The sequence below is a fragment of the Mesorhizobium sp. M0601 genome (genome assembly GCF_040320845.1).
Lineage (GTDB): Bacteria > Pseudomonadota > Alphaproteobacteria > Rhizobiales > Rhizobiaceae > Mesorhizobium.
This window is the reverse complement of record NZ_JAMYQK010000019.1, coordinates 43,771-69,309: the sequence shown is the minus strand read 5'-3', so window position 1 is coordinate 69,309 and position 25,539 is coordinate 43,771. Positions and strand designations below refer to the sequence as shown.

The 25,539-nt window shown below is 60.8% G+C and carries 18 protein-coding genes and 1 pseudogene; 4 read left to right on the top strand and 15 right to left on the bottom strand.

The genetic code is table 11. The annotated features are described in order from the left end of the window. Positions 1-8: 8 nt before the first annotated feature. Entirely contained in the window at positions 9-3,308 is a 3,300-nt protein-coding gene (locus NKI41_RS18405) for an adenylate/guanylate cyclase domain-containing protein (RefSeq protein WP_352684422.1), read from the bottom strand. 171 nt (positions 3,309-3,479) lie between these two features. Here NKI41_RS18405 and NKI41_RS18400 point away from each other — a divergent pair. Beyond that, positions 3,480-3,690: pseudogene (locus tag NKI41_RS18400) on the top strand (adenylate/guanylate cyclase domain-containing protein); the annotation flags it as partial. Positions 3,691-3,768: 78 nt separating this feature from the next. On the opposite strand, the gene NKI41_RS18395 reads toward NKI41_RS18400, so the two are convergent. The 3 genes from NKI41_RS18395 to NKI41_RS18385 all read right to left on the bottom strand — a co-directional run bounded on the left by NKI41_RS18395 (position 3,769) and on the right by NKI41_RS18385 (position 6,783). Continuing rightward, a complete protein-coding gene (locus NKI41_RS18395; RefSeq protein WP_352684420.1) occupies positions 3,769-5,154 on the bottom strand; it encodes a hypothetical protein in 1,386 nt (461 codons plus the stop codon). A 204-nt stretch (positions 5,155-5,358) separates the two neighbouring features. Then, positions 5,359-5,883: a GNAT family N-acetyltransferase gene (locus NKI41_RS18390; protein ID WP_352541941.1), complete on the bottom strand. Its 525-nt coding sequence runs from the start codon at positions 5,881-5,883 to the stop codon at positions 5,359-5,361. Between the two features lie 93 nt (positions 5,884-5,976). Continuing rightward, positions 5,977-6,783: a hypothetical protein gene (locus tag NKI41_RS18385; protein WP_352684418.1), complete on the bottom strand. Its 807-nt coding sequence runs from the start codon at positions 6,781-6,783 to the stop codon at positions 5,977-5,979. 204 nt (positions 6,784-6,987) lie between these two features. On the opposite strand from NKI41_RS18385, the gene NKI41_RS18380 reads away from it, so the two are divergent. Continuing rightward, a complete protein-coding gene (locus tag NKI41_RS18380) occupies positions 6,988-8,403 on the top strand; it encodes an adenylate/guanylate cyclase domain-containing protein (protein WP_352684416.1) in 1,416 nt (471 codons plus the stop codon). Positions 8,404-8,455: 52 nt separating this feature from the next. On the opposite strand, the gene NKI41_RS18375 is transcribed toward NKI41_RS18380, so the two are convergent. The 8 genes from NKI41_RS18375 to NKI41_RS18340 form a co-directional block, all read right to left on the bottom strand. Further along, positions 8,456-8,935, bottom strand: a complete 480-nt coding sequence (locus tag NKI41_RS18375) for a class I SAM-dependent methyltransferase (RefSeq protein ID WP_352470885.1) — start codon at positions 8,933-8,935, stop codon at positions 8,456-8,458. Between the two features lie 175 nt (positions 8,936-9,110). Next, positions 9,111-10,292, bottom strand: a complete 1,182-nt coding sequence (locus NKI41_RS18370) for an ABC transporter permease (RefSeq protein WP_352470886.1) — start codon at positions 10,290-10,292, stop codon at positions 9,111-9,113. Further along, positions 10,289-11,287, bottom strand: a complete 999-nt coding sequence (locus tag NKI41_RS18365; RefSeq protein WP_023675966.1) for an ABC transporter permease — start codon at positions 11,285-11,287, stop codon at positions 10,289-10,291. Before NKI41_RS18365 ends, NKI41_RS18370 begins: the two co-directional genes overlap by 4 nt. 2 nt (positions 11,288-11,289) lie before the next feature. Further along, positions 11,290-13,188 carry an ABC transporter substrate-binding protein gene (locus NKI41_RS18360; protein ID WP_352684413.1) on the bottom strand — a complete coding sequence of 633 codons (1,899 nt, stop codon included), beginning with the start codon at positions 13,186-13,188 and terminating at the stop codon, positions 11,290-11,292. Continuing rightward, the gene (locus NKI41_RS18355; RefSeq protein ID WP_352684411.1) at positions 13,185-15,080 is read right to left on the bottom strand and encodes an ABC transporter ATP-binding protein; all 1,896 of its coding nucleotides are present in this window, start codon (positions 15,078-15,080) and stop codon (positions 13,185-13,187) included. The genes NKI41_RS18360 and NKI41_RS18355 overlap by 4 nt, the downstream gene beginning before the upstream one ends. Positions 15,081-15,229: 149 nt before the next feature. Next, positions 15,230-16,570 carry an adenylate/guanylate cyclase domain-containing protein gene (locus NKI41_RS18350; protein WP_352684409.1) on the bottom strand — a complete coding sequence of 447 codons (1,341 nt, stop codon included), beginning with the start codon at positions 16,568-16,570 and terminating at the stop codon, positions 15,230-15,232. A gap of 51 nt (positions 16,571-16,621) precedes the next feature. Continuing rightward, positions 16,622-17,965: a nucleotide sugar dehydrogenase gene (locus tag NKI41_RS18345; protein WP_352684407.1), complete on the bottom strand. Its 1,344-nt coding sequence runs from the start codon at positions 17,963-17,965 to the stop codon at positions 16,622-16,624. Positions 17,966-18,069: 104 nt separating this feature from the next. Beyond that, positions 18,070-19,248, bottom strand: coding sequence for a DUF3095 domain-containing protein (locus NKI41_RS18340; RefSeq protein WP_352541934.1), 1,179 nt, complete (start codon positions 19,246-19,248; stop codon positions 18,070-18,072). A gap of 74 nt (positions 19,249-19,322) precedes the next feature. Between NKI41_RS18340 and NKI41_RS18335 the strand changes: the two genes are divergently transcribed. Next, the gene (locus tag NKI41_RS18335) at positions 19,323-20,411 is read left to right on the top strand and encodes a glycosyltransferase family 4 protein (RefSeq protein WP_352684405.1); all 1,089 of its coding nucleotides are present in this window, start codon (positions 19,323-19,325) and stop codon (positions 20,409-20,411) included. Then, entirely contained in the window at positions 20,408-21,232 is an 825-nt protein-coding gene (locus NKI41_RS18330) for a polysaccharide deacetylase family protein (RefSeq protein ID WP_352684403.1), read from the top strand. Before NKI41_RS18335 ends, NKI41_RS18330 begins: the two co-directional genes overlap by 4 nt. A 1-nt stretch (position 21,233) precedes the next feature. Here the strand turns inward: NKI41_RS18330 and NKI41_RS18325 are convergent, their stop codons facing one another. The 3 genes from NKI41_RS18325 to NKI41_RS18315 all read right to left on the bottom strand — a co-directional run bounded on the left by NKI41_RS18325 (position 21,234) and on the right by NKI41_RS18315 (position 25,536). Continuing rightward, positions 21,234-22,088, bottom strand: coding sequence for an MBL fold metallo-hydrolase (locus NKI41_RS18325; RefSeq protein ID WP_352684400.1), 855 nt, complete (start codon positions 22,086-22,088; stop codon positions 21,234-21,236). Between the two features lie 126 nt (positions 22,089-22,214). Continuing rightward, positions 22,215-22,664 (bottom strand): cyclic nucleotide-binding domain-containing protein, encoded by a 450-nt coding sequence (locus NKI41_RS18320; protein WP_023675957.1) that lies wholly within the window; start codon positions 22,662-22,664, stop codon positions 22,215-22,217. Between the two features lie 157 nt (positions 22,665-22,821). Beyond that, positions 22,822-25,536, bottom strand: coding sequence for an ABC transporter transmembrane domain-containing protein (locus NKI41_RS18315; RefSeq protein ID WP_352500819.1), 2,715 nt, complete (start codon positions 25,534-25,536; stop codon positions 22,822-22,824). Positions 25,537-25,539 lie beyond the last annotated feature (3 nt).

Below are 25,539 nucleotides of genomic sequence, written 5' to 3'. Positions count from 1 at the left end.
AACCCCGGCTAGTCGAGAAAAGGCAGCACCACAAGCGCTTCCGGGTCGAGCCCGTGCTGGGCGCATATACCCTGCGCCAGGGAAAAGTAGCGTTCGGCCTCGGCCAGATTGTCGAGATCGAGATTAAGCGTTGCGAGACCATCATAACACGGAAACAGCAGTTGGGGTTCGCCCGTTTCGCGAGCTACGTCCAGTGCTTCGTGGAACAACCCAACCGCCAGGTCCGGGCGGCCGTTGCACTGGTGGATTTGCCCAAGCACGATCAAAGGCACCGGCAGGTGCTCGCGCTGGTCGAGCGCCCGGTCGATCTCGATGGCCTTCTCGGCAGCGGGTACGCCCTCCGTTGGACAGCGATCCGTGAAAGTACAACAAGCGACCGCCAGATTGGCGAGGAGGCGCGCCTGGAAACCCAAATCACCAATACGGCGCGCCACTTCAAGACCGCGCCGACAGACCTCCATTGCCTTTGCGGGATCGATGGTCGTGTAAAGCACGCCGAGATTGGTGTAGCCGCGGCAGGCCGCGCCCAGCAGACCGGCGGCTTCGGCCAATTCAATGCTACGCTCAACCTGACGCACGGCCTCACGGTTTCGCCCAAGGCGAGCCAGCGCGACAGCCTTGGTATTGAGTGCCTCGGCGGTCACAAGAGTGGCATCACACCTTACCTCGGAGACATGCTCCGTTATCAGAGTGCCTACGCAATCCAGCGCCGCGTCTGCCCATTTTGCCGCGAGAGCGTGATCTCCGCTACGGAACGCCTGTCGGCCACGTTCTTGCCACAGATGCGCCTGCTCGATCGGGGCATCCGCTCCATCGAGGAGTGCTGCCGCCTCAGCATAGCGGGGTTCTGCCTTGTCCCGCTTGCCGACATCCCAGAGTAGCCGACCGATCTTACGCAAAACTCGCGCCGAGGCGACGCGATTGGCTGACTCGCGGTATGCCTGCAACACCGTCTCGTAGTGGTGGTGCGCGATCTCGCGGCGGCCTGCCGGGCCGCTCAAATCGGCAATGCGCTCTGCAATTGCCAGTTTGAGCGGTGTTTGCCCGATCGCGCCCAACGCAGTCAGTGCTCGCTCGTAGAAACGAAGGGCGTCGTCGTTGGCATATATCATGCGAGCGCGATCGCCTGCCGCCTGCAGGTAATGCGCGCCCTTCTCCCGCTCGGCGCTCTGTGCAAAATGATGACCGAGCACGGTCAAATCCTCGAGCCGTTCCGGCTCGTCGCCGCACAGTTGCTCCAAGGCAGCACCGATCCGCCCGTGGATTTCGGTCCTGCGTTGCAGGAGCAGATTCTGGTAGATCACGTCCTGCAGCAATGTTTGCGTAAAGCGGTAGCTTTGAGACGAGACCGAGCCTGATCCGGCAACTTCCTCGATGATTTCCGCATCGCAAAGCAGTTCGCAGCCGGCTTCGAGCCGGCCGGGGTCGGCTGTCACGGTTTTCAGAAGTGTGGCATCGAAGCGCGGGCCGATTACCGCGGCCTCCTGGGCCAACCGGCGCACCTCTTGGGGCAGCCGGTCGACGCGGGCAAGCAACATTGCCTGGATAGTGGCGGGGATGCCGGTTGCGACTTCGCCTGCCACAGTCCGCCATCGCTGGCCCTCTCGCACCAGTACACCGCGATCGATAAGGCCGCGAACGATTTCCTCTACAAAAAGGGGGTTGCCGCCCGCGCGCTCGAGGATCTGGTCGAGAAGCCCTCCCGCGGAGCTTACCCAGCTCTCGCCGAAAAGCGCTGCCAGCAGGCTGCGTCCGTCATCATTGTTGAGTGGCGGAAGCCTGAGCGCTGTGTGACTGACCCGACTTGAGTCGAGCTGGTCGTTGTCCGGCGCCGGACGATGCGTGACCAGCAACATCAACCGCGTGCGTTCCAACCTGTCCATCACGAAACGTAGTGCCTCGAGCGACACGGCGTCCGCCCAGTGCAGGTCTTCGACGACAATCAATAGCGGCGACAACGCAAGCCGCCGTTCGATGATTGTGCGGACTGCGTAGAGAATTTGCCGCCGCAGCTGCTCGGGCTCGACATGCTGCAAGGTGGCATCGGGGTCGCCAAGGCCAAGCACATGGTAGAGCAAAGGCATCAGCCGCTTCGCCTCCTCGCCCTGCAGGCCGAGATCGGCAAGCAAGCCTGCGAGCTTCCCCCGCATTTCGTCCCCATTGTCGTTTTGCATCATCCCGGCAGCGCTGCGCACCACTGCGCCCAAGGCGCCAAAAGATTGTTCACCCAGCGGTGAGCACGTGGCCTGCCGCACGGCGACGTTGCGAAAACGCTCCTCGTCGCCGACGCGGGCGACGAACTCCTTCACCAGCCGCGATTTCCCGATGCCGGCTTCTCCGACGAGGCGGACAAGTTGGGCCGAGCCGCCGCACGCCTGGTCAAGGCTCGCCATCATTCTATTGAGCTCCGCCCCACGACCTATTAGCGGCGCACTGAGGCCGAGCGCCTCGAGCCCGCGCGCTGCACGCGGCACCGCTAGCGGTGCGTCCAGTCGATGAACGAGCACGCTGCCAGCCTTGCCGCGAAACACGACATCACCCAGCGACTCGTAAGAGAAGGCATGCCGGGTCAGCCTGTGAGTGAGCTCGCCTACCAGCACCTCACCCGGTGCGGCCAGCGATTGCAGGCGTTGCGCGGTATTCACTGTGTCGCCGGTCACGGAATAGGATCTGGCGGCGCCGATGCCCAACCCGCCAGTAACGACCGGACCAGTGTTTATGCCGATGTGGAGTAACAGAGGCGAGCCGGAGTGGGGGGTGCTTTCGCCGAGCCGCGCCGTCCGGGCGATCATGTCGAGAGCGGCACGAAGCGCGCGTTCCGGATCGTCCTCATGCGCGACCGGCGCACCGAACAAAGCGAGCAGCGCATCGCCGATGAATTTGTCGACGAACCCACCAAAGTTTCGCACGGCCGCCGTCAATTCCTTGAACAGTTTGTTCTGCAGCGCTTGCATGACCTCGGGGTCGAGCTGCTCGCTGAGTGTCGTAAAGCCGCAAAGGTCGGCGAACAGGACCGTTACCGTCCGGCGATCGGCGTCAGAGACGGGATGCAGCCCTTCTTCGCTTTCGATGTTCGGAAGCAGCGACGGAGTTCGAGAAGGCGACACAATGGTCCGGCTTGGTGCCGGAGCAGGCCGTTCGACGGCTTTTGCGGGCGCACCGACGCTTGCCCCGCATTTCGGACAGAACTCGAAATCAGGTGCGCAGGTGTAGCCGCAACTGGCGCATGGCACGGGCTGGCGCCTGCCACACCTCGGACAGAAGGCGTAACCGCCCTCAATCTCGAAACCGCAGCCCGAGCAGTCCATCGAACAAGACCTCACTAGTGGCCGTGACGGCGTGATCTCGCTCGCACTTCACGGCCAGGCTATTCACAAGGATGCACCGATAGCCGTCGGCGGGCAAGCGGCAGCGGGCGATCCGTGTGGGTCCGGTGGCAGACCGCTACCCATGACCTCTGATGCAACGGCTGGCTCGCAAACGCTGTCACCGACGTCTCGCGCGCGTTTCTGGCCGCCAGCTACGGTCATCTGGGCCGCTTCGCCGAGGCCCGCGCGCCATGGCAGGAGGTGCTTCGCGTCAATCGCGACTATTCGCTGGATACCGCTACAAAGTCTTGGTCTGCCACAAGAACCGGTCGATTTCGAACACGTGGTGGATGGGCTCCGCAAGGGCGGTGTGGTGCAATGACAGGTGAGGCCTGTGCGGCGGGGTCAGACGCCAGAGGCTCCCCGATGGATCGCCGTCGCTTGCGGTTGCGAATTAGGCTCAGGTCGGCTTGATCTCTGCCTGGCCGATCTTGCGCCATCTGGCGTTTTCGCGAACCAGTTTCAGGTCGTCGGTCGTCTCGGCAAATGTCCGCAATCGGTATTGCCGGAGCAGGTCCGGGAAGAGCGCTCCTTCCGGCAGGACGGCAAGCTGCTCGCGGACTGAGATCTTTTCATCGATGACCCGCATGCCCCAGGCATTTTCCCGAACCTGCAGTTCCGCGGCCAGATCGCGCTCTTCCGGCACGTTTTCGTCCAGCACGGCCAGGAGGATCGAGTGGAAAAGCGCTACATAGCCAATCTGTCTCAGGCCGCCCACGACCCGCACGCGCGGCAATATGGCAAGGACGAGGAACGTCAGGAACAAGTTCGGCAGCAGCACGCCGTCCAGCAGCGCCTGCCTGAGATACGGCCGCTCGAACGGGATGGAAAGACCTTGCGGCCTGTCGGGCTCGATCAGGTGCCCGTTCTCGAGAACGAGCTTGCGCACGCGCTCCTCGCGGATGCCCCAGAAATAGTCCGTGGCATTGGGCAGGAATCTGCCAAATGGGCTCGATGCGGCCTCTTGCCATGCATGTTCGAGACGCTGGCGTCTTGCGGGTTCAATCAGCAGCCTGGAAAGAAGGCTGCCGTCATATTCTAGATGCCGCGCCATGGCAGCCGCGGCGACCCGATCATCGACGAAAACCGGCAGGGCCATGCTGGCACGATCCCAATTGGCGACCAGATCCTCATTCAGTTCAGTCAGCGCATCGGCGGCGGTTTCAAACACCTTGTCCCGGCTGGCAAGCAGTGTGCCCAGCCAGCGGCTGCCATCCGTTTCATCGCCCACCGCTTCGAGCGCGCGCTTGTTGAGGGAGACGGGACCGGCCACGCAGGCGCTTTTGCGGCACAGTTTGTGGCGTCCCATGCCAAACAGGTTGACCTTGTCGTCGCCGACATCGAGCCATCCCGGCCCCTCCCGGCCAACTGTCTCCATGGTCATCGTCGTTCCCATGAAGCCGACGAAGGCCGACAGCCCGTTTTCGACCGCCCCGAGCCAGGCAAGCAGAAGGGCATCGAAGGTGATCCGGTCCATCAGAAGCAGGCAGTGCAGGCCGGACTGAATCACCGGTCTGTGCTCGAACTCGTCGAGGGCTTTGCCGATCTCCTCAGGCTGCATGATCCTACCGAGGCGCTGATGCAGGACTTCGCGCAGGATCGAGCGGGCAGCGATCGCCGGGCCCGATGCAGGCCTTGCCACGGGCCGCCACAGATGGCGGGCGTAATCGGAAACCGGTGCATTCCAGTTCTGCTCGATGTCGCGCACGACCTCCGGGCAGAGCAGCGACAGCACAGCCAGAATTTCCCGCGGAGGGGTAGGGATTGGATCAAAGACGGCGGTCATTGGTCCCGTCTAGCCGCTTGCGGTGTAAACGCCAAGCGAGACCAGACTTGCTGGATGCGGCCGGCCTACATAGATCGTCAACTCGATCAAGATGGTGTGAGACGAAATGACAGTATCCTACGCAGTTCTCCTTGAGCAATCACCTGTTCGCTGCCTCGGCACGAATTGTCAGATAGGCTAGACAGCTAAGGCAAACAGCGGATCTTAGAACCGCAGCCGGGCCATGCTCAGGAGGTCGTGGTACTGCCCGTCGGTAAAGCCGGCCTTCACATGCCGGCCTTCGATCTCAAAGCCGTGGCTCTTGTAGAGACGGAGGGCCGCTTCGTTGTCGGCATAGACGGTCAATTCGACTCGCTTCAGGGCGCGCCAGTTGTCGGCCACGTCAAGCAGCGCGCCAAGTATGGCAGAGCCGATACCTTTGCCGACAAAGGCATCGTCAAGGCCGATATTGATCTCGCCGATGTGCGAACGGCGCGGTGAACCTTGCACGACCAGGCTGCCATGGCCGACGACCTTGCCGTCCAGCTCGGCAACGATCCAGGTGGTTTCCGGGCCGGACTTGGCAATGCGCCGCGCCACCTGCTCCACCATCTCGAAAGGCATCCTGAGCGTGCCCCAGCGGAAGCCCGGCATGTTGAAGATAGCGCAAAGCGCCTCCGCATCGCTTGGCCGGACGGACCGCAGCAGCGGCTGGATTTTCTCGGCGGGTGGCGAGGTCGTGCTGGTCATGGCGTTCCCGGCGAAGGCAAGCGGCCCGGTACGATGCACCGGACGCCACCCGAAAATCCAGCCGTCTCTGACCTATATGATGCCGATTGCGGGCTAAAAATACCGGGAGGCGGCGTGGAGTTTGAAGACGCCGCTGATGCCTATCCAGCCGAAAAGGGCGAGCCAGCCCAATGTCCCGGTCGCCGTCCAGTCGATCCGGTGCACCGCAGCGTCGGTGATGACGACGCCGAGGATGGCAAGCAGGCCAACCAGACACTGCGCCAACCCGAGCACCAGCAGTTCCTCGCGCGGCGCGCTTCTCCAGACGAGATATATACCGCCCGCACCGGCGAGGAAGATGGCGCTGTAGACCTGAGCGTGGAAGGCATCGATCGGCCATGGCCAGATGCCACTGAATGTCAGGGGAAACAGCAACAGGCCGACGCCATAGAGCCCAAGGATCGCGGATTCCGTCGGCATGTAGCCGCGCCATGCGGGATTTAAGGTCACGCCTTTTGCAGAAGGACGGGCCCTGGCCCGCCACAGGAACAGCCCGGATACCGCGGCCGAAGCAAGATAGACCAAAAACCACAGCCAGGGCGCTTTGCGCTCGAAGTTGAAATAGCCGAGATTGATGAACGAAGCCACCGACACGATGACGGTGAAGATGAAGGCCATGACGAGCACGAGCCTGCCGGGCGACCAGCGATTCCAGACCAGCAGTGCCGCCATCACGACCATTTCGGCGGTGTAGAAGCCACCGAGGAAGCGCGCATTGAACGGCGTGACGGCCCAAGGCCAGCCCGGTTTCACCAGCGCAGGCATGAAAAACAGGCCGGCGCCTACGATCAGGACGACGATGACCCCCGCAGAAAAAAGGCGCAGGACCGCGGGAAATGGCGGATTGTCTGATGTCGGCATGGGAGAAAATCCCAAAGATGAATGCTCCATGGACCATCATAGTGCTGCTTGCGGCCGGTTAAAATCCGCCGAATGGAAATTGAACGGTCACCAGGCTTATCCATTCGAATGGCCGTACGGTCCGTTTCGAAGTAAGATGGAACACTCGGACCAAAGATCGGTCCGGTCAAAACGCCTCGAGGTGCATTTTCCGGAGCCTGCACGATGAACGAAGCTCAGGATCTATTCTCACTTCTGCGACGATCGGCCGATGTCGATCCGCAGGCGATCGACGCGATCAAGCGAACCATCGCGGAGGGCGAGGACCGCGAACTTTGCCGCATCAATGCGCCAGCCTTCGCCAGCAAGCATGGCCTCGACGAGGAGCGTGCAATAGGCGCCTTTCTCCATGCGGCGCGGGTGGGCATCTTCGACATTTCCTGGAATGTTCTGTGCCCCGGCTGCGGCGGTGTGCTCGACACCAACGCCACGCTGAAAACCCTGCAAAAGGACGAATACACCTGCGCGCTGTGCTCCGAGGGCTATTCACCGACTCTCGACGAGATGGTCGAGGTGACATTCACCGTCAGTCCCCGCGTGCGCAGGATTGCCGCACACAATCCACACGAACTGCCGGTGGCGGAATATTTCCGCCAGATCTACTGGGCGTCCGGCGTCGATCTGCCGGAAGAGGATTTCGTGAAAAAGCTGGAAGCGTTCTCGCTGGAGGATATCGAGCTTGCGCCCGGTGAAAAGGCGGTTCTGACCATACAGCTTCCGTCTGAATTCATCATCGTCTTCGAGCCGGTCACCCATTCAGCGCAGTTCATCGACGGGAAGGGCGAACCAACAAAGGAGCGCCGGAGCCTCTCTTTGGCCTTCGACCGCGACCATGTCCAGAACCAGACGCTGGAGATGCAACCCGGCCCGTTGCGCATTTCGCTGGAAAACCGGACCGACACCCGCGTGCTGCCGACAGTCTTCATCGCCGGCCAGACATTGCATGATTTCCTGGGAAAACGCCGGCCCTTCCTGACCGCCAAGCGCCTGCTCACCAACCAGACGTTCCGCGATCTCTATCGCACGGATACACTCGACATCAACCAGCGCCTGAAGATCACCAGCCTGACGTTCCTGTTCACCGACCTGCGCGGATCGACCGAGCTTTACGAGCGGGTGGGCGACCTTTCAGCCTTCGATCTCGTGCGCGAGCATTTCCAGGTTCTGCACGAGATCGTCACGGCGGAGGCAGGCGCGGTGGTGAAGACGATCGGTGATGCGGTGATGGCGACCTTCGCGACGCCTGATCGTGCGATTGCTGCAGCCCTCAGGATGCGCGATGCCATGCGTACGCTCAACGACAAGAGCGGGCGCGAGGATCTGCTGCTCAAGATCGGAGTCCATGCCGGCCCCTGCATCGCCGTGTCGATGAATGAGCGACAGGACTATTTCGGCCAGACGGTCAACATTGCTTCGCGGGTCCAGAACCTTGCCAACGCACAGGCGATCTTCGCCACTCGAGCGGTGGTCGACGACAATCTCACCGCCGATCTCTTACACAGGAACGCGCTGACGCCCGTGCCCCACGAGGTCTCGCTGCGCGGCATTGACCGGGAGATAGCGGTATATACGATCCCCTGAAGACTTGGCCCCTGGAGACTTGGCCCCCGAAAATCTGGCTCGTCCCGGCCCCTCACACGCGCCTACAGATAAAATAGCGATCGGCGGCAATCGAAGGTGGCGGCGAGAGGCGTTGCAACTGCGGGTGATCGAGCGGCGTGCCGCTGACCGCGATGCCGCCGACGCGAAGCAGGCGCGCGGCTAGATCGGGAAGCCAGGTAGAGATCACTGCATCGCGATCTTCATAGCCGGTGCCGATGTCGGCATGAACAAGAGCGGCGTCGATGCCAATGAACCTGCTCGCCGTCTCGCGTATTTCGCCGAGCACGAGGTTTTCAGCTTCGGGAATTGAGCTGGCGTGTGCGGCAAGTGCGCGGTCGAACGCTACGATCCGGCGTCCGGGCAGGCGCTCGCGCAGATGGTGGAACGTCCGGCCATTGCCGAGGCCGAGCTCGAGCACGGGCCCCTCCATCTTCGCCACCTCGGCGCAGACATGATCGAGTATGTCGCGCTGTGCGGTCATCCTCCGGATGAAGCTGTCGAGGCGACTCATGTGCGATTGTATGTCCTGAACCAGTCCACGGAATCAACTGCCCCGAGCAGAGCGTTTCGCGACGAGTCTTGCCGCGTGTAGAGGCGAACGATGAACACTGCAACAGGCGAACAGGCTGCCAACAAGGATCATACCGGGTGGAGTCGGCGGCGCTGCGCGCGGCGGAATAGCGATCTCACTTGTAGGGGTCCGCGGCGTCCCGCAACCCGTCGCCGAGGAAGTTGAACGCCAAGATGACGAGAACGACGGGGAGCATCGGCAAAAGCAGCCATGGATAGAACGCGATAACGCTGACGCTGCGCGCCTCGGTGAGCAGGATGCCCCAGCTCGTTATCGGTGCCCTCAGGCCGAGCCCGAGGAAGCTCAGCGCCGTCTCGCCCAGGATCATGCCGGGTATGGAGATCGTCGCCGTCGCGATCAGATGCGACATGAAGCCGGGAATGAGATGCCGCCCGATAATGCGGCTGCTTCTGGCGCCCATCAATTGCGCGGCCAGAACGTAATCCTCCTCGCGCAAAGCTAGAAGCTTTGAACGCACGGCCCGCGCCAGTCCGGTCCAGTCGAGCAGCCCGAGGATGACGGTGATGCCGAAATAGATCAGGATCGGACTCCAGGTTATCGGCATGATCGCCGCCAGAGCCAGCCATAGCGGAATGCTGGGGATCGATTGCAGAACTTCGATTATCCGTTGGACGATCAGGTCGAAGATACCGCCGTGATAGCCGGCCAGTCCGCCGATGACAATGCCGAGCAGGAAGCTGAAACTGATGCCGACGAGGCCGATTGTCAGTGAAATGCGGGCGCCATAGATGATGCGCGAGAGCACATCGCGCCCCAGCCTGTCAGTGCCGGCCAGAAAGAGCTGGCCGTTTTCGGCGGGGCAGACAAAATGCCTGTCACCTTCGATCAGGCCCCAGAACCGGTACTTATCGCCCTTGCAGAAGAAACGGATCCGCTGAACATCATCCTGGTTCTCGATGTAGTTCCGCTTGAGCGTGTCCATATCCAGCGTCATCTGGCGGCCATAGACGAACGGCCCGACGAACTCGCCGTTGTGGAACAGGTGCACCCGCTGCGGCGGCGAATAGATGTAGTCCATGTTGCGCGTGTGCAGATCGTAGGGCGCCAGGAACTCGCAGATCAGTATCCCGAAATAAAGCGCTGCCAGGAATATGCCGGATACAAGGGCAAGCCGGTGCCGACGGAATTTCCACCACATCAGCCGCAACTGCGACGCCTGAAAGACCTTCTCCTGCTCCGGCGTCATCGCCTCGACCGACTGCAGGTCAAAGGGCTCGATGGAAACGTAGTGTTGCAGTGGGGCACCCGGAGCGGGCAGCGGCGATTGCGTGTTCATTTGGTGCTGCCGCCTTGCAAACGAATTCGCGGATCAAGTAGCGCCAGCGCCAGGTCGGAAATCAGGACGCCGATGACCGTCAGGAAGGCGAGGAACATCAGGAACGACCCTGCGAGATACATGTCCTGGCTTTGCAGCGCCTTGATCAGCATCGGCCCGGTCGTTTCCAAAGACAGCACGATCGCCGTGATTTCGGCACCGGAGATGATGGCCGGCAGGATAGAGCCGATATCCGAAATGAAGAAATTGAGCGCCATGCGCAGCGGATATTTGACCAGCGCCCTGAAGGGATGAAGGCCTTTGGCGTGCGCGGTCACGACATATTGCTTATGTAGCTCATCGAGCAGATTGGCGCGCAGCCGCCGGATCATGCTTGCCGTGCCCCCGGTGCCGATGATCAAGACCGGAATCCAGAGATGGGCGAGGATCGATTTCGCCTTGGCCCAGCTCATCGGCTCGCCGAGATATTGCTGGTCCATGAGATGGCCGATAGACGTTCCGAACCAGATGTTGGCGAAATACATCAGGATCAGCGCCAGCATGAAGTTCGGAATCGCAAGGCCGAGAAGGCCGAAGAAAGTCAGGCCGTAGTCGCCCCAGCTGTATTGATGCGTGGCGGAGTACATGCCGATCGGAAAGGCGATGAGCCAGGTAAAGATGATCGTGACGAACGAAACCAGCACCGTCAGCCACATTCGGTCCCCGACGACGTCGCGAACCGGCAGCTCATATTCGAAGGAATAGCCGAAATCGCCGTGCAGCATCCCGCCGACCCAGTAGAAGTAGCGAATGACCGGTGGCTTGTCGAAACCATATTCCTTGCGCATCATCTCGATGCGATCGGAATCCACCGCTTCGCCCTGAGCCCGAAGCTCGGCAACATAACTGTCGAAATAGTCGCCTGGGGGAAGTTCGATGATCGTGAACACCAGTGCCGATATGACCAGCAGCGTTGGAACCATCACGGCGATACGCCAGACAAAATATCGAAGCACGCTCAGGACTCTCCAAGCCAGAATGTATCCGGCATATAGACACCGAAATAGGCGGTCGGGTCGTAGCCGTAGAGCGCCTTGTCAGGCAGATTGCGCAGCCGCGAGGATGCCAGAATCGGCTGATGCGTTCCGTTTACCGTGCCGATCGAAAACACCTGATCGGTATAGATCGACAGCATTGAATTCCAGATCTCGGCGCGCTCCGTGGCTTCGGTCGATGCGTTCCAGCGCTTGAGTAAAGCCATCAACTCGACCACGGGCGGAAGATCGGGCGCTTCGCCGACCTTGCCACGGGACAAGTAGTGAGCACCCCAGAGCGGCCATTGCAGCTGGTCATCGACGGTGGGGGCGAGTTGGTAGGGGTTCATGTCGGCGGTCGGCACGCCATTGTCGATGCCCGACCACATCGACATCATGATCTGGCCACCAAGCGCGCGGCTGCGGAAGATGTCGCGCTGCGAAGTCCGGATGAACAGGGCGATGCCGATCTTGCGCCAGTGATCGGTGATGAGCTCGAGCGCGTCCGTTTCCAGCGTGCTTTCGCCGGCCGTTTCCACTACGAGCTGCGCCGGGCGTCCGTCGGGGAGTATCCGCAGGCCGTCATCGTCACGCGCCTGAAGCCCGACCTCGTCGAGCAGGGCATTGGCCTGGTCGGGATCATGGGCGACCCAGGCTTTCGCGAATTCCGGCCGGTAGAGCGGGCTCTCCGGCAGGACCGTATCGGCACTTTCCTGCGCCAATCCGTAGAACACAGCCAAATTGATCTCGCGCCTGTCCACAGCGAGCGAAAGTGCGCGGCGCACGCGCACGTCACGAAAAAGGCCACGCCACACCTGGTCGGCACAATTCAGATTGGGCAGCAGCGCCAGCCGCGAACCTTGTGTGCGTTTCCAGAGATGCATCTTCACCGGGTAGCGCTTCTCCGCATCCTTCAGGAAGGAGTAATCGGTGAAGTCAATTCCCATGCCTTGCAGGTCGCTCTCGCCCGCACCGGTCTTGGCGGAAATGATCGCCGACGAGCTGACATTCATGACAATCCGGTCGACATAAGGCAGTTGCCGGCCATTCTCGTCTATTCGATGAAAGAACGGGTTCCGCTCGAAGACGAACTGCTCAGCCGGCGGCTTGGTCCGGTTCTGCCAGGGATCGAGCGTCGGCAGTTCCGGGTTCTCCGGGCGATACTGCCGCGACATGCGGATATGCAAGAGCGTCCATTTCTGGGCCCGGTTCTCCTTCATTAGGCCGGCGAGCCGGAATGGATCTTGGTATTTCTTGTGGAACTGCTTGAGATAGGCGGCCGGCAGAACAAGCGATAGGGGCGAAGCAGCGGCGAGCTTGGGCAGGAAGTCGGGATTGGGCGCATCCCAACTATAGCGGACCGTCAACGGATCGACGATCTCGAAGCGTGGCGGCTTGCCGTCCGCCAGCAGGGCCGGGGCGAGCCCGCCTTGCGAAAGCTCATCGTTAAGCCAGACATCTTCCCAGCAATAGCGAAAATCCTCCGACGTCAGCAGGCTACCGTCAGACCATTTATGTCCTTCTCGTATCTTGAAAGTGAAGACACGATCATCCGCTACATCGAAACTTTCGAGAATGTCGGCTTGCAGGTTAAGCTTTTCGTCATAGCCGACCAGGCGAGCGTACCCGTAGATTGTCATCATCCGGATGTCTTTCTGGCTGCCGATGATCGTGCGCAGCGTGCCGCCATATTGGCCGGGCTGCCGGCCCATCGCGGCGAGATTCAACGCGCGAGGGCGCTTGGGCAGGCGTTCGGCGAGTGCCGGCAGCGCTCTGGCCTTCAGCTGCGGCTCAAGAAATTCCGGCTCCAGATCGCCGGCGCGCAACGCGCCCGGCAGAAATGCCGAAGCCATGAGTCCAAGGACGGTGCGCCGGCTGATCAATGGCGTAGCTCGCTGACATCGGCCGAACGTCGGGCCAGCACCAGGTGGCCGCCGCCAAGATCGAGCGGCGACAGCATATCCTCGTCGCCCTCGTCGCGGAATTGCGGTCCCCATGCGCTGGTGTCGGAAGCGCCGCTGAGCTTCAGCGTCTTGAAATCCATCGGCCTGTCGAGATCGGGGAAAGGAACTGCGGCGACCAGTGAGCGCGTGTAGGGGTGGATAGGTTTCCTAAGCAGAATTTCGCGCGGCGCGAGCTCGACGATACGCCCGCCGCACATCACCGCGATGCGGTCTGCCATGTAGTCCACCACCGCCAGGTTGTGGGAAATGAACAGGTAGGTCAGGCCCAGTTCCTTCTGCAGGTCCTTAAGAAGGTTCAGGATCTGCGCCTGGACAGAGACGTCGAGTGCCGAAACCGGCTCGTCGCAGATCAGGAGTTCAGGTCCCAGCGCCAACGCGCGCGCGATGCCGATACGCTGACGCTGCCCGCCGGAGAAACTATGCGGATAACGCTTTATGAAGCGCGGGTCGAGCCCGATTGCCTGCATCAGGCTCTTGACCGTGGCGAGTCGGGACGCGGCATTGCCACGTCGATGGATTTCCAGCGGCTCGCTCAAAATGTTCTCCACCGTCATGCGGGGTGAAAGCGACGAAACCGGATCCTGGAATACCATCTGGATTTTCGCGCGCAGCATGCGCAGGGCGTCTCCCTCGGCTTCCAAGACGTCGATCGGACCATCGCGGCCATTGAAGATCACAGAGCCGCCGGTAGGGGTGACAGCCCGCATGAGGATCTTGCTGACGGTGGTTTTGCCGGAGCCGCTTTCGCCGACAAGACCCAGGCACTCACCCCGCCTGATATCAAAGCTCACGCCGTCCACGGCGCGAACAGAGGTTTGATGATCTCCGCCGAACCATCCGGACTTGCGGATCGTGAAGGTCTTTGTCAGATCGCTGACCGATAGCAGGAGGTCGTTCGGCCCCTTCGATGCCGGCGCCGTCTGCTTGCCGAGCAGGTTCCCGACATTCACCGGCACCTCGCGGAGCGCCTTTAGCCTTTCGCCGGGCTTCAGGTCGAAATGCGGAACGGCTGCCATCAGGCCCTTCAGGTAAGGGTGGCCCGGCCGGCGGAATATCGCCTCCACGGGTCCCGCTTCCATGATTTCGCCATGGTACATGACCACCACCTCGTCGGCGACATTGGCGACTACGCCAAGGTCGTGCGTGATCAGCAGCATCGCCATGTTCAGCTTCGTCTGAAGCTCGCGCAGCAATTGCAGGATTTGCGCCTGGATGGTCACGTCCAACGCCGTCGTCGGCTCGTCGGCGATCAACAGGGCGGGCCGGCAGATAAGCGCCATGGCGATCATGGCGCGTTGACGCAATCCTCCCGAAAGTTCAAAGGGATACATGTCATAGGCGCGCTTGGGGTTGGGAAAGCCGACAAGGCCGAGCATTTCCTCGGTCCGCGCCTTGCGCTCCACCCGGGCCATGGGCGTATGAATCTGCAGGGATTCGCTGACCTGGTTGCCGATCGTATGCAGCGGCGACAGCGATGTCATCGGCTCCTGAAATATCTTGCCGATGCGGCTGCCTCTCAACGCCCGGATTTCGGTTCCGTCACGCGGCATCTGCAGGATATCCTGCGTCGTACCGGGCTTTTTTGGATCGGAAAACAGGATACGGCCGCGAACATGGGCTGTGTTCGGCAAAATGCCCATCACTGCCTGGCTGAGAACCGATTTTCCGGAACCGGACTCGCCCACAAGCGCGGTAACCTTGCCGGGCAGGACGCGAAGATTTGCACGCCTGACAGCATGCAACGGTCCCCCTATAATGGCAAAAGAGATGCCAACATCCTCGATCCGCAGCAGATCAACGCCCAAATTCATTCTCACACCAGCCCCCACTCTGGCACGTCCAGAAGGCGAGACTAACGCATTGCCAGCCTAGAGCAACTTGGATTCGAACAGTCGCCAGTTCCCTGGCGGAACCGGCGACCGGACTGCATACCAAACGCGTTCGGATCAGATCGTGGCGGTTACTGGAGCTTCCTCGGGTCGCCCGCGGACGGCCGCGCGGCATTGCGATGAAGCAGCATGACCTGCTCGGCGTCCGATATGCGGTCGTAAATCGGCTCCAGCGCACCGTCTTCATCGAGTGCGAGAGCACCCGACAAATCGGGTGAAAGCACCGTTAGCTTCTGCCTGATGCCCGCCAGTTCCTCCATGCCGAGCGCCAGCCAGTTGTTGGCGCCGCAATAGCTGGCGAAGTCTTTGCTGGCGAGAACGCTGTGCGGATATTTCTTGGTCAGGGTCTGGAGGCGCTGGACCTCGTTTACAGCCGAGCCGAAGACAGAGAATGTGAGCCGGTCGGTAAGCCCGACATTGCCGAACATCACATTGCCGACATGCAGGCCGATACCATAGTTTATGTCGCTCAATCCCTGCTGCTTTCTGCGCAGATTGAGATCCATCATGCGCGCGGTGGCCTTGTGCGCTGCCGCAAGAGCAGCCTGGCAGGCGATCTCGGACTGTGAACGGTGCCTTGCGCAAGGGTAGACGGCAATGAAGCCATCACCTATGAAACTCATGATCTGCCCGCCCTTGCGATTGAACGGTGCAGCAGCGGCGTCGAAAAACTGGTTCAGCGTATCGATATAGACTTCGCGGCCGGAGGTTTCGGCAAGTCTTGACGACCCGCGCATGTCGCCCATGACCAGTGCCGCCCGGATTGTATCACCCTCGCCGCGCTTGATCTGGCCTTCGAGCACGCGCCTGCCGGCGTCGCCGCCGAGATAAGTGGTCATCATGTTGTCGGCAAGCTTGGTGAGCACCGCCATCTTGGTTGCGATAGCGAGATGGTTCTGGATACGCAGCAGCGCCGAAATCATGCTGTCGCTGAAGCCTGCAGCACTGTCGGTGGACCAAGACCCGATCATGCCCTGACTGGTGTTGCCGCTGAAGGGATGGACAAAAGCCATGTAATCGGTGACGCCCATCAGCTTGAGGTCATCGAAAACAGGAAATTCCGACGGCACCGACGGGTCGAGCCGGCGCCGCAGATGGTCGAGCTTATGGCTAAGCAGATGGTAGTATGGGCTGGTCAGGAATCTGTCGGAATGAACGCCGTTCTCCTTGCGGAAGCCTTCCACTTCCAGGCCCTGGCCGCGGAGCCAGGTGAAGCCGAGCGCGTCATAAAGCGGATGAAGCATCGAAAAGCTCAAATGCACCCGCTTCAACGGCAGGCCGGCAGCAGCCAGCCGTTCACAAAAGCCCCTTACCAATGTTTCCAGGTCGTTGCCCGCCAACGCCGATTGGGTCAGCCAATCGGCAACCTTATCCATGAGAATGGCAGAAATTTCTGCTTGCGCTGTGCTCATGCTATCTCGAAATCTCCCTGATCTGCCACAAATTCGCCGGCTCGGACGCCGTCAGGCCTTCACCACCGTCTCTCGGGCTAGCCCGAGGCGGCCAAAAACATTGCGTGTGTCGACGATCAGTAGAGCGTGATCCGCGATCGCCTGATAGTCGATCGCGTCGTGGTCGGTTGCAACGACGACAGCGTCGAAATCCTTCAAGGCCGCCTCGGTCAATTCGACCGAGCGACGCCCCTTGATCGCCATATGCTCCCGTGTGGCCGGGATTTCGGTAACATGCGGATCGTGGAATTCCGTCTTGCCGCCCCATTCCTCGATGAGTTCAATGAGCCGCAATGAGGGGCTTTCGCGGATGTCGGGCACATTCTTCTTATAGGCGAGCCCGATGATGAGAATGCGCGAGCGGCTGAGCGCCTTGCCGCAGCGCCGGTCCAGCGCCTTCGCCAGTTCATCGACCACATGACGCGGCATGGCCGTGTTGATCTCTGCCGCCAGCTCGATGAAGCGGGTCGGCAGTTCGTATTCGCGAGCCTTCCACGTCAGGTAGAAGGGATCGATCGGAACGCAGTGCCCGCCAAGTCCAGGGCCGGGATAGAAAGGCATGTAGCCGAAGGGCTTGGTCTTTGCCGCCTCGATCACCTCCCAGATGTCGATTCCCATCGCACCGAGCACGATCTTCAACTCGTTGACGAGGGCTACGTTGACCGAGCGGAAGATGTTTTCCGTCAGCTTGACCGCCTCGGCGGTCGCCGTGGTGGAAACCGGAACGACGGTCTTGACCACGCCATGGTAGAAAGCCTGCACGAGCGTCGCCGCTTCAATGCCGTCACCTGCCACGACCTTGGGGATCGTCGCGACTTCAAAGCTGCGGTTGCCGGGATCCTCGCGTTCGGGCGAGAAGCCGAGGAAGAAATCTATTCTCGACTGCAAGCCGGTTTTTTCCAGGATGGGCTTGATCACGTCGTCGGTGGTGCCGGGATAGGTGGTCGATTCCAGCACGATCAGCTGGCCGAGACGCAGATGCTTCGCGATGGTGCCTGCGGTGTTCCTGACAAAGGAGAGATCCGGCTCGCGGTGTTTCGTCAGTGGTGTCGGAACGCAGATGATGATGACATCGCAGACGGCCAGTTCGGCAAAATCCGCAGTGGCGCGGAACCGTCCGCTTGCCACCTGGCCGGCAAGAGCTGTCGACGTCACCGCCTCGATGTAGGATTGTCCGTTGTTCAGGCTCTCGACCTTCTGGCCTTCGATGTCGAAGCCGGAAACCGGGAAGCCGGCGCGTGCGATCGCAACCGCCAACGGCAACCCGACATAGCCCAGTCCGATCACGCCGACTTGCGCGGCGCGCGTCGAAATCCGGGTCAGAAGACGGTCATATATCGATCGTGAGGCGTCCAACAATCTGCTTTCTGTTAATTCGGACAGGCCGTCCGCTTCCATGGTGAGGTTCACCGCTCACAAGAGCCCCGAGGCATATTGCGGAAAATCGATGTCCGCAAGCGTCAGACCGGCACCTTCGCCTTAAGGCTTGCGGCAGCCATCGCATAGCCGCCGGCGGCGCCATCGATGAAATGAACGTGATCGCGCTGCAGCGGCGATGCGACGAGGCATGTCATCAAGGCCGATTTCTGGCGGTGCAGGCCATAGTTGCAGATGCCCGCCTCTTCCGCCTGTTTCAGCCGGTCCTCGATCCGTTGCAACACATCCGCGTCAACGTCGATGGTCATCTTCAAGCCATCGTCGAACTTCCGGAAATCCGAATTGCTGGCCACTTCGCGTTTGTAGATCTTCGGATCGAATCTGCCGATCGTCCAGCCATATCTATCCGTAACAGCCGTAAGCGTCATCAGGAACACTATCCACAGCTTCGACAGCCACCGCCGTCCTGCCGGCGCCGTGGCCCGCGCCTCGATATCGAGGCCGGCGGGCAGCAAACTGTAGTCCGGCCCGTTCACCGGCACCGGGTGGCCATCGCGTTCCTGCCTGCCGGCAAGGGCGATGATGTCGGAAACCAGAAACTGAAAACCGCGCAAGTCGCGCGACGCCCCCGGTATGGCTATGATCGAGACGATTTCGCCATGCCGGGCTTCGATCGGGTTCCAGCGACACGAGAGGCCGGTCAGGTCCGGCCGCGCGCCGGCCGGCGCAGGATCGATGCGGTAGCGCCCCGCTTTCATCTCGGCTTCCGCCCAACTGCCGCCACCTCCGGCGAACATGGCATAGAAGACCGCATCGGAGGCCTGGAATCTCGCCACGCGAACGTCGAGGCCTTGCGCTCTTATATCCTTTATCGGCACGATTGCGGCACGCAAGGTCAGGTCCAGTTCGTCCGCCACCCATCTCTGGACAGCCGCCAGCGCGTTGCGGGTGATCTCCAGCGCCGAGCCGGGAAACGCCACGAGCGCACCGTCGCCGCCGAAGACAAAGGGAAGATCTTGCCTACCCAGCGCATTGAGCAGCGCCGAAATGACGCTGGCACCGGCCATATTGACGGTTTTATAGCGCCCCGCCTCGATCGCCTTGGTCGAGCCGACGATGTCTGCGGTGGCCAGCGCCCAGCCATCGGGGAGAGGCCGATAGTTATCGATATCGGCAACGCTTTCGAACTTTGCGAAGACCGGCAGAGAAGCAACAAACGGATCGGACGCGGCAGCTGTTTCCATGAGCATCAGATAGCACATTCCAGTGCTTGAGGGTGAAGTCGATCATGCTTCGAAATTGACTTGCGCAGGCTTTCCGATGATAGGGTCCGGCGATGCGAATTGCCTTCTATGCGCCGCTGAAGTCGCCCAATCATCCCGTTGCCTCCGGCGACCGCCAGATGGCACGGATGCTGGTCAAGGCACTGGAGCATGGAAGGCATAGCGTCGAATTGGCATCCGAATTGCGCTTTTATCTACGCGAACCGGATTCGAAAAGTTTCGATGCGCTCAAGATCGAGGCCCGGGAGGAAGCCGCGCGGCTGGCAAGGCTTTGGGATCGTGACGGCAAGCCCGATCTGTGGTTCACCTATCATCCCTATTACAAGGCACCCGACCTGATCGGGCCCGAACTGGCGTTGGCCTTTGGTGTCCCCTATGTGACAGCGGAAGCCTCCTATTCGAGGCGGCGCAACACCGGTTTGTGGGCCGATACGCAAGCGTTGGTGGCGCGAGCCGTCGAACAGGCGGCGCTGAACATCTGCTTCACGCAAAGGGATCGTCAGGGACTGGCAGATGCGGTACCCGACGCCGCTTTCGGCATGCTTTCGCCCTTCATCGACACATCGCCATTCCGGGAAACGCCGGCACGGGGTTGTCCGTCGCGCCTCGTTACGGTCGCCATGATGCGCCCGGGCGACAAAGTCGAAAGCTATGGCATGCTGGCGCAGGCGCTCGGTTCGATCGGTCACCTGCCCTGGACGATGTCGGTCGTCGGGGACGGACCTGCCCGCGAGGAGATCAAAGCGCAATTCGCCAGCTTGCCCGCCGACCGTATCAAATGGCTTGGCGCGATTGAGCCAGCCGCCGTGCCGGATGTCCTCTACAGTGGGGGAATTTACGTCTGGCCGGGTTTCGGCGAGGCCTATGGCGTTGCCTATCTTGAAGCACAGGCCGCCGGCCTTCCGGTTGTGGCTCAGGACATCGCCGGCGTGCCGGAGGTCGTGCGGGATGGCCAGACCGGGTTTCTCACCCCGCCGGGCGATGTGGCGGCGTTCGCTTCTGCCATTGAAAGGCTTCTGGCCCGTAACGACGAAAGATCCATCATGGCCGCAGAAGCCAGACGTTTCATCCTCGAAGAACGTTCTATCGGTGCTGCGGCGGCGCGTCTGGCCGAACTTCTTGCAAAGATCCCGGTCTCATGACATCCGATCAGATCTGGCAACCCTTGGTGGAGGAACTGGCGAGCCGGCAACGGGCGGACCGTAAGGCAGAGTTCTGGCTGCGCGACGATGACGCCGTGGATCCGACGCCTGCGCTTGATCGGTTGCTCGACCTCACCGGTGAATTCGCGGTTCCGGTGACTCTGGCCGTCATTCCCGCCCTGACTGACGAGAAGCTTGTCGTTCGGCTTGACGAGGCGCCGCATGCCACGGTCGCCATCCATGGCTGGGCGCACCGAAATCATGCGCCCGAGGGCCAGAAGAAGCAGGAGCTCGGCGCGCATCGGCCACGCGAGGCGGTGCTCGATGATCTGGCTCGCGGGCTGGCGCACGTAACCGGCCTGCACGGCGCACGTGCCGTTCCGATGCTGGTGCCACCCTGGAACAGGATCGACGCCGGCTTGGTATCCGACCTTGGATCGATAGGATTTTCGGCATTGTCGGTCTATGGGCCGCCAACGCCGGCTTCACTTGCGGTCATCAACAGCAATGTCGACATCATGGATTGGCATGGCACGCGCGGCTGCCGCGATCATGGCCTATTGGTTCAGGCTATCATCGCGCAATTGCAGCATGCATTCGATGGGGGCGAACCGGTGGGCCTGCTCACCCACCATCTCGTACATGATGAATCGGCCTGGCTCTTCCTCGAACGGCTGTTCACAGTCACCGCAAAGACTGAAGCCTGCGCATGGCTTCCGATCAGGACATTGATCGGGCGCAGCGCCGGTGGAACAATTCCAGGAAAGTGTGAACGGTTTCCGTCCGGAATTGCGTCAAGACAAAGAGATAGAGGAAAATAGCTCAGCGCTTTTTGCGCAATGAGACTGGAATGTTGAGCGTCTGGCCATCCCGCGCGGCAAAAGCGCCGGTAAACCTGTACTTGGCCAGTTTCTGGATCTTGTCCAGTTCCTTGTCGGTGCGTGTCGGATCGTGGTGAAACAGCGCAAGCCTCCGCGCACCTGCCGCCTCACAGAGTTTGACGCCCTGTTGCCACGTCGAGTGCCCGTAACCGCGGCGGCGTTCCATTTCCTCCTCGGTGTAGGTGCAATCGTAGATGACAAGGTCGGCATCTTCGATCAGGCCGAGCACCGTCTGATCGAGTTTGTCCGGGTCGTGCTCAGTGTCTGTGATCACCGCCACGACGCCGCCACCCCATTCGACCCGGTAGCCTATGCAGCCGCCCGGATGCATAAGACTGCCGGTTCGGACCACCACCCCTTCGCGCGGGCGAAGCACGTCTCCGGATACGAAATCGCGATAGTCGAGGCTTGCCTTGCAGGCCTCCAGTTTCACCGGAAACCACGGCGGCCGCATGAACACATCGACCATCTGCCGGGTCGTCATGTGTCCTGCAAGATGCCCGGACCAAAGCGTAACCTTGGCGCCCCGATCATAGATCGGCGCAAAAGACGGCAGCCCGATGATGTGATCGTAATGGCAATGGGTGAAAAGCAGGTCGAAATCGGTCACGCCCAACGCCTGAAGCGCCGCGCCGGCAGGCCGTAGGCCAGAGCCTGCGTCGAACAGAAGCGTGTGCTTACCGCATCGCATCTCGACGCAGATTGAGTTGCCGCCATAGCGAGAGAATTCTGGGCCTGATACCGAAATGCTGCCGCGGACACCCCAAAACCTGACCAGGAAAACGTTGTCGTCCATGCTACCCCTTCGCCCATCATATCCAAACAACTGCTGCTAGGCGAGACAGACAGGCTTTCTCCGGGTGATCTTCTCAGCGAGAGGACAGTGCCGTCACGACGGCGAGGATCGAGCGCACGTCCTTCGTTATTTGGCGCTTCGTGCGTCGATCAGATCCGCGGTCGTATGGCTTAGGCGATCGGCAAGAACCCGCAATATCTCGATGGTCATTTCCGGGAACTCCCTCATAAGCCTCAGGAAATGATCCTTGCGGATTCTCAGGGCTTCCAGCGGACTTGCCGCTCTGACGGTGGCAGTGCGGGAGCTGTTGCACAATATGGCGATCTCGCCAACGATCGAATTTGGCTCCAGTTCGGCAACTTTTATCGGTCCGCTGTCGGAATCGACAAGAATATCCGCTCTGCCTGAAAGGATGACATAGGCGGCGTCTCCCTCGTCGCCCTGCCGGAAAAGGATCTGGCCGGCGCTGTAGCTCACACGATCGGATGTGAACGCAAGCAGCTTGAGCTTTGTCGGCTCGATGGCAGAGAACAAGGGAACGCGTTGCAGCATTCCAACTTCATCCTTGAGCAGCATTGTCGCAAACCTTCCAAAATTCGCGTTTGCCAGACTAGAGCAACGGACGCCCCGATGGAATCAATTCTCTTTCCGGGATGGCGAGACAAACCACGCGAAAGGTGGCGAGCCCGATGTCGTGCACCGGCAGAATGATCCCATCTGAATATCCGTTGCTCTATGACAACAGTTCCTTGAAGATACCGTTCCCTGCCAAAAGTGTCTCGTGTGTTCCGTCTTCCGCCAATTGACCCGAGTCGAAGACGATAACGCGATCGAACATCATCGCCATTGCCGGACTCGTCACGACCCACACAATTGCCGGCGAATGGCCGTCGCGCCTGGCTTCCTCGAGCACATTTCGCAGCACCTTATCCTGCATGCGCTGATCGAGCGCCGACAGCGGCCGGTTGAGAATGAGAAAATCGGGACGCTTGAGCAAGGCTCGGGCAACATCGAGCTTCTGTCGCTGTCCACCGGTCAGCCGCCTGCCGCCGGAGCCGACGTTGAAGTCCAGGCCGACATCCAGAAGTTCGCCATAAAGCCCCAGTTCGTCAAGAATGTCATAGACGATGGAGCGTATGCGGTCGGGCGCGTCGGGATGATTGTTGCCCACACGCCCGAACAGGACATTATCCATGACGGTGGCCGCGGCAATGTATTTGGCAGGATCATACCGTTCGACCGCATTGTGCAGCTCGGGCGGCAGGTCTTCATAGAACCGGTTGCGTGCAGCGACGATCTTGCTCATCAGCTCGTCGCTCAGCAGGCCGAAGCGGTGCCGGGGCTCGATGTAGGCAAAGCTCAAGGTAACGATCATGGCGCGATCGTTTTCCGAAACCGCCTCGTAGGGACGGTTCTTGAGCCGTTGCAGCAAGGTTTCGTAGGCGGGTATCTCCTCCGCGCTCATGAAGGCGAGCTGCTGGAAGAACTGGTGATCGGGCGGCAGGTCGGCAAACAGCTCGATCGCCTGTTTGGCGATCTCCAAGCCCATTTCGTAGAGCGTTCGGTCGAGGCCGGCTTGCCTCAGCACGGAAGCAAAATAGGGATTGGCCGCCAGGGCCCTGTCGGCCAGTTCAGGGCCGGCGGCAGCGCCGAAGAGCAGGTTTTGGCCGATCGTTGCTTCCTTGTTGTAGGCGCCCGGTTCGAAAGGAACCACCAGTCCGCTCAGCCCCTCTTGTTCCAGCCGGGTCCGCAGCGCCGCACGCAGTTCGACGATCCGCCTGGCAAGCTCCGTGTGACGCGTGAGGTCGGCCGAAGAGCGCAAGCCGAGATCCAGAATGTCACGCGACAGAACAACCGCGTCGAGCACCCGGCGCACGGCTTCAAAGAGGTCGTGCGGGCCGGTAGCGCCAGCGGAAGCATAGTTGATCCAGTCGCTGTGGATATCAAGATCCGGATTGCCCGACCGGCGCGCCTCGTGAATGTTCCAGCGTTGCTGATCTGCCGCAGCACCGTCATAAGGCACCGATGTCAGCGGCGCATGCTTCAACCCGTAGAGCAGGTTGTCGCGGAGGCTTGCCTGGAACAGGAAAACATCCGACGAGGCATAGGACATGCGCCGGCCGGTTACTGCTTCGGGGAGTTCAAGCAGGTCGTCGGTGCCCGAAGCGACCCTTCCGCTGTCCGGCCAGGTCAGCCGCGCGAAGGCTTCTGCAAGCGCCTCCGCTCCACCTGTTGCGGTACTGACCAGTGCCACCGTCTCACCCGGCTTGACCTGGAGGGAGATACGGTTGAGGAGCATTGCACCGCCATCGTCTGCTACGGACAGATTGATCGCCGACAGCGGCTTGGTCATCGGATCGGGATCGTCGATCGTCAATGCCCCGATTTTCGGCGCGATGAGACCTTCGACGGTGAACTGTTCAACGACCTGTTGATATTTGACCTGGACATCCTGCCGATCCTGATCCCAGTCGATCAGTTCCTTCATCGGTCCGGGCAGGTCCTTGTAGGCGCCGATCACAGCCACGAGCTGGCCGACGTCCAGCCGCCCCTCGAGGACCAGATACCCGCCGATCATGTAAAACAGAAAGGGCGTGAGCTGCGCGAGAAAATTGTTGAGGAACTTCACCATGAATTTCCATTGGTAAAGATCGAAGCGGATCTTGAAGATGAGCCCGAGCCGGGCAGCTATGTCGGCGCGCTCGTAGTTTGATGTATCGTGGACGTGAACCGCGCCGATGCCGTCGACGATTTCGCCAACCCGGCCCGAAAGCGCGCGCGCGGTCAACTGCCGTTGGCGCCCGAGCACGATCAGCCGCCGCCGCATTCGCGGGATGAGCACGATCTGGATCGCCACGATCACGACCGCTATCATTCCGAGCCAGACGTTCTGGATCATGATGAACAGCATGGCCGTCAGCGCTTGGCCGCCGAGCAGTACCGGCTGCAGGAAGGCGTCGCCGATGAAGCCGCCCAGCGGCTCCACCTCGTCCTTCACCATGGTCGCCACTTCGGCGGATTTCACCCGCTTGAAATAAACCGGCGGAAAACGCAGCACACGGTCGACCAGATCGAAGCGGATACGCCGCAGCATGCGTTCGCCGAGGCGGCCCTTGTAGGTGTTGATGTAGAATTTGAACAGGCCGTTGATGACGACTAGCAAGAGGAACACAAGGCTCAGGGCAAACAGGGTCTCCTTGCGGTCGAGCTGAAAACCGGAGAAGAACTGGACCTCTCCAACGAACGGCAGGTTATAGTGTAGCCTCATGAATGGCTGGGTCGCGCCCGGTTGCTCGAAGCCGCGACCTTGGATCGGTCCGTTGACGATCAGCTTCGGCAGGTCGAAGGACATGAAATACGGGATCATCGAAAGCACGACGATCATCAATATCCAGAGTTGCTGCTTCTTAGTGTGCGTCCAGATATAGCGGGCTAGGCTGGCTTCCATATG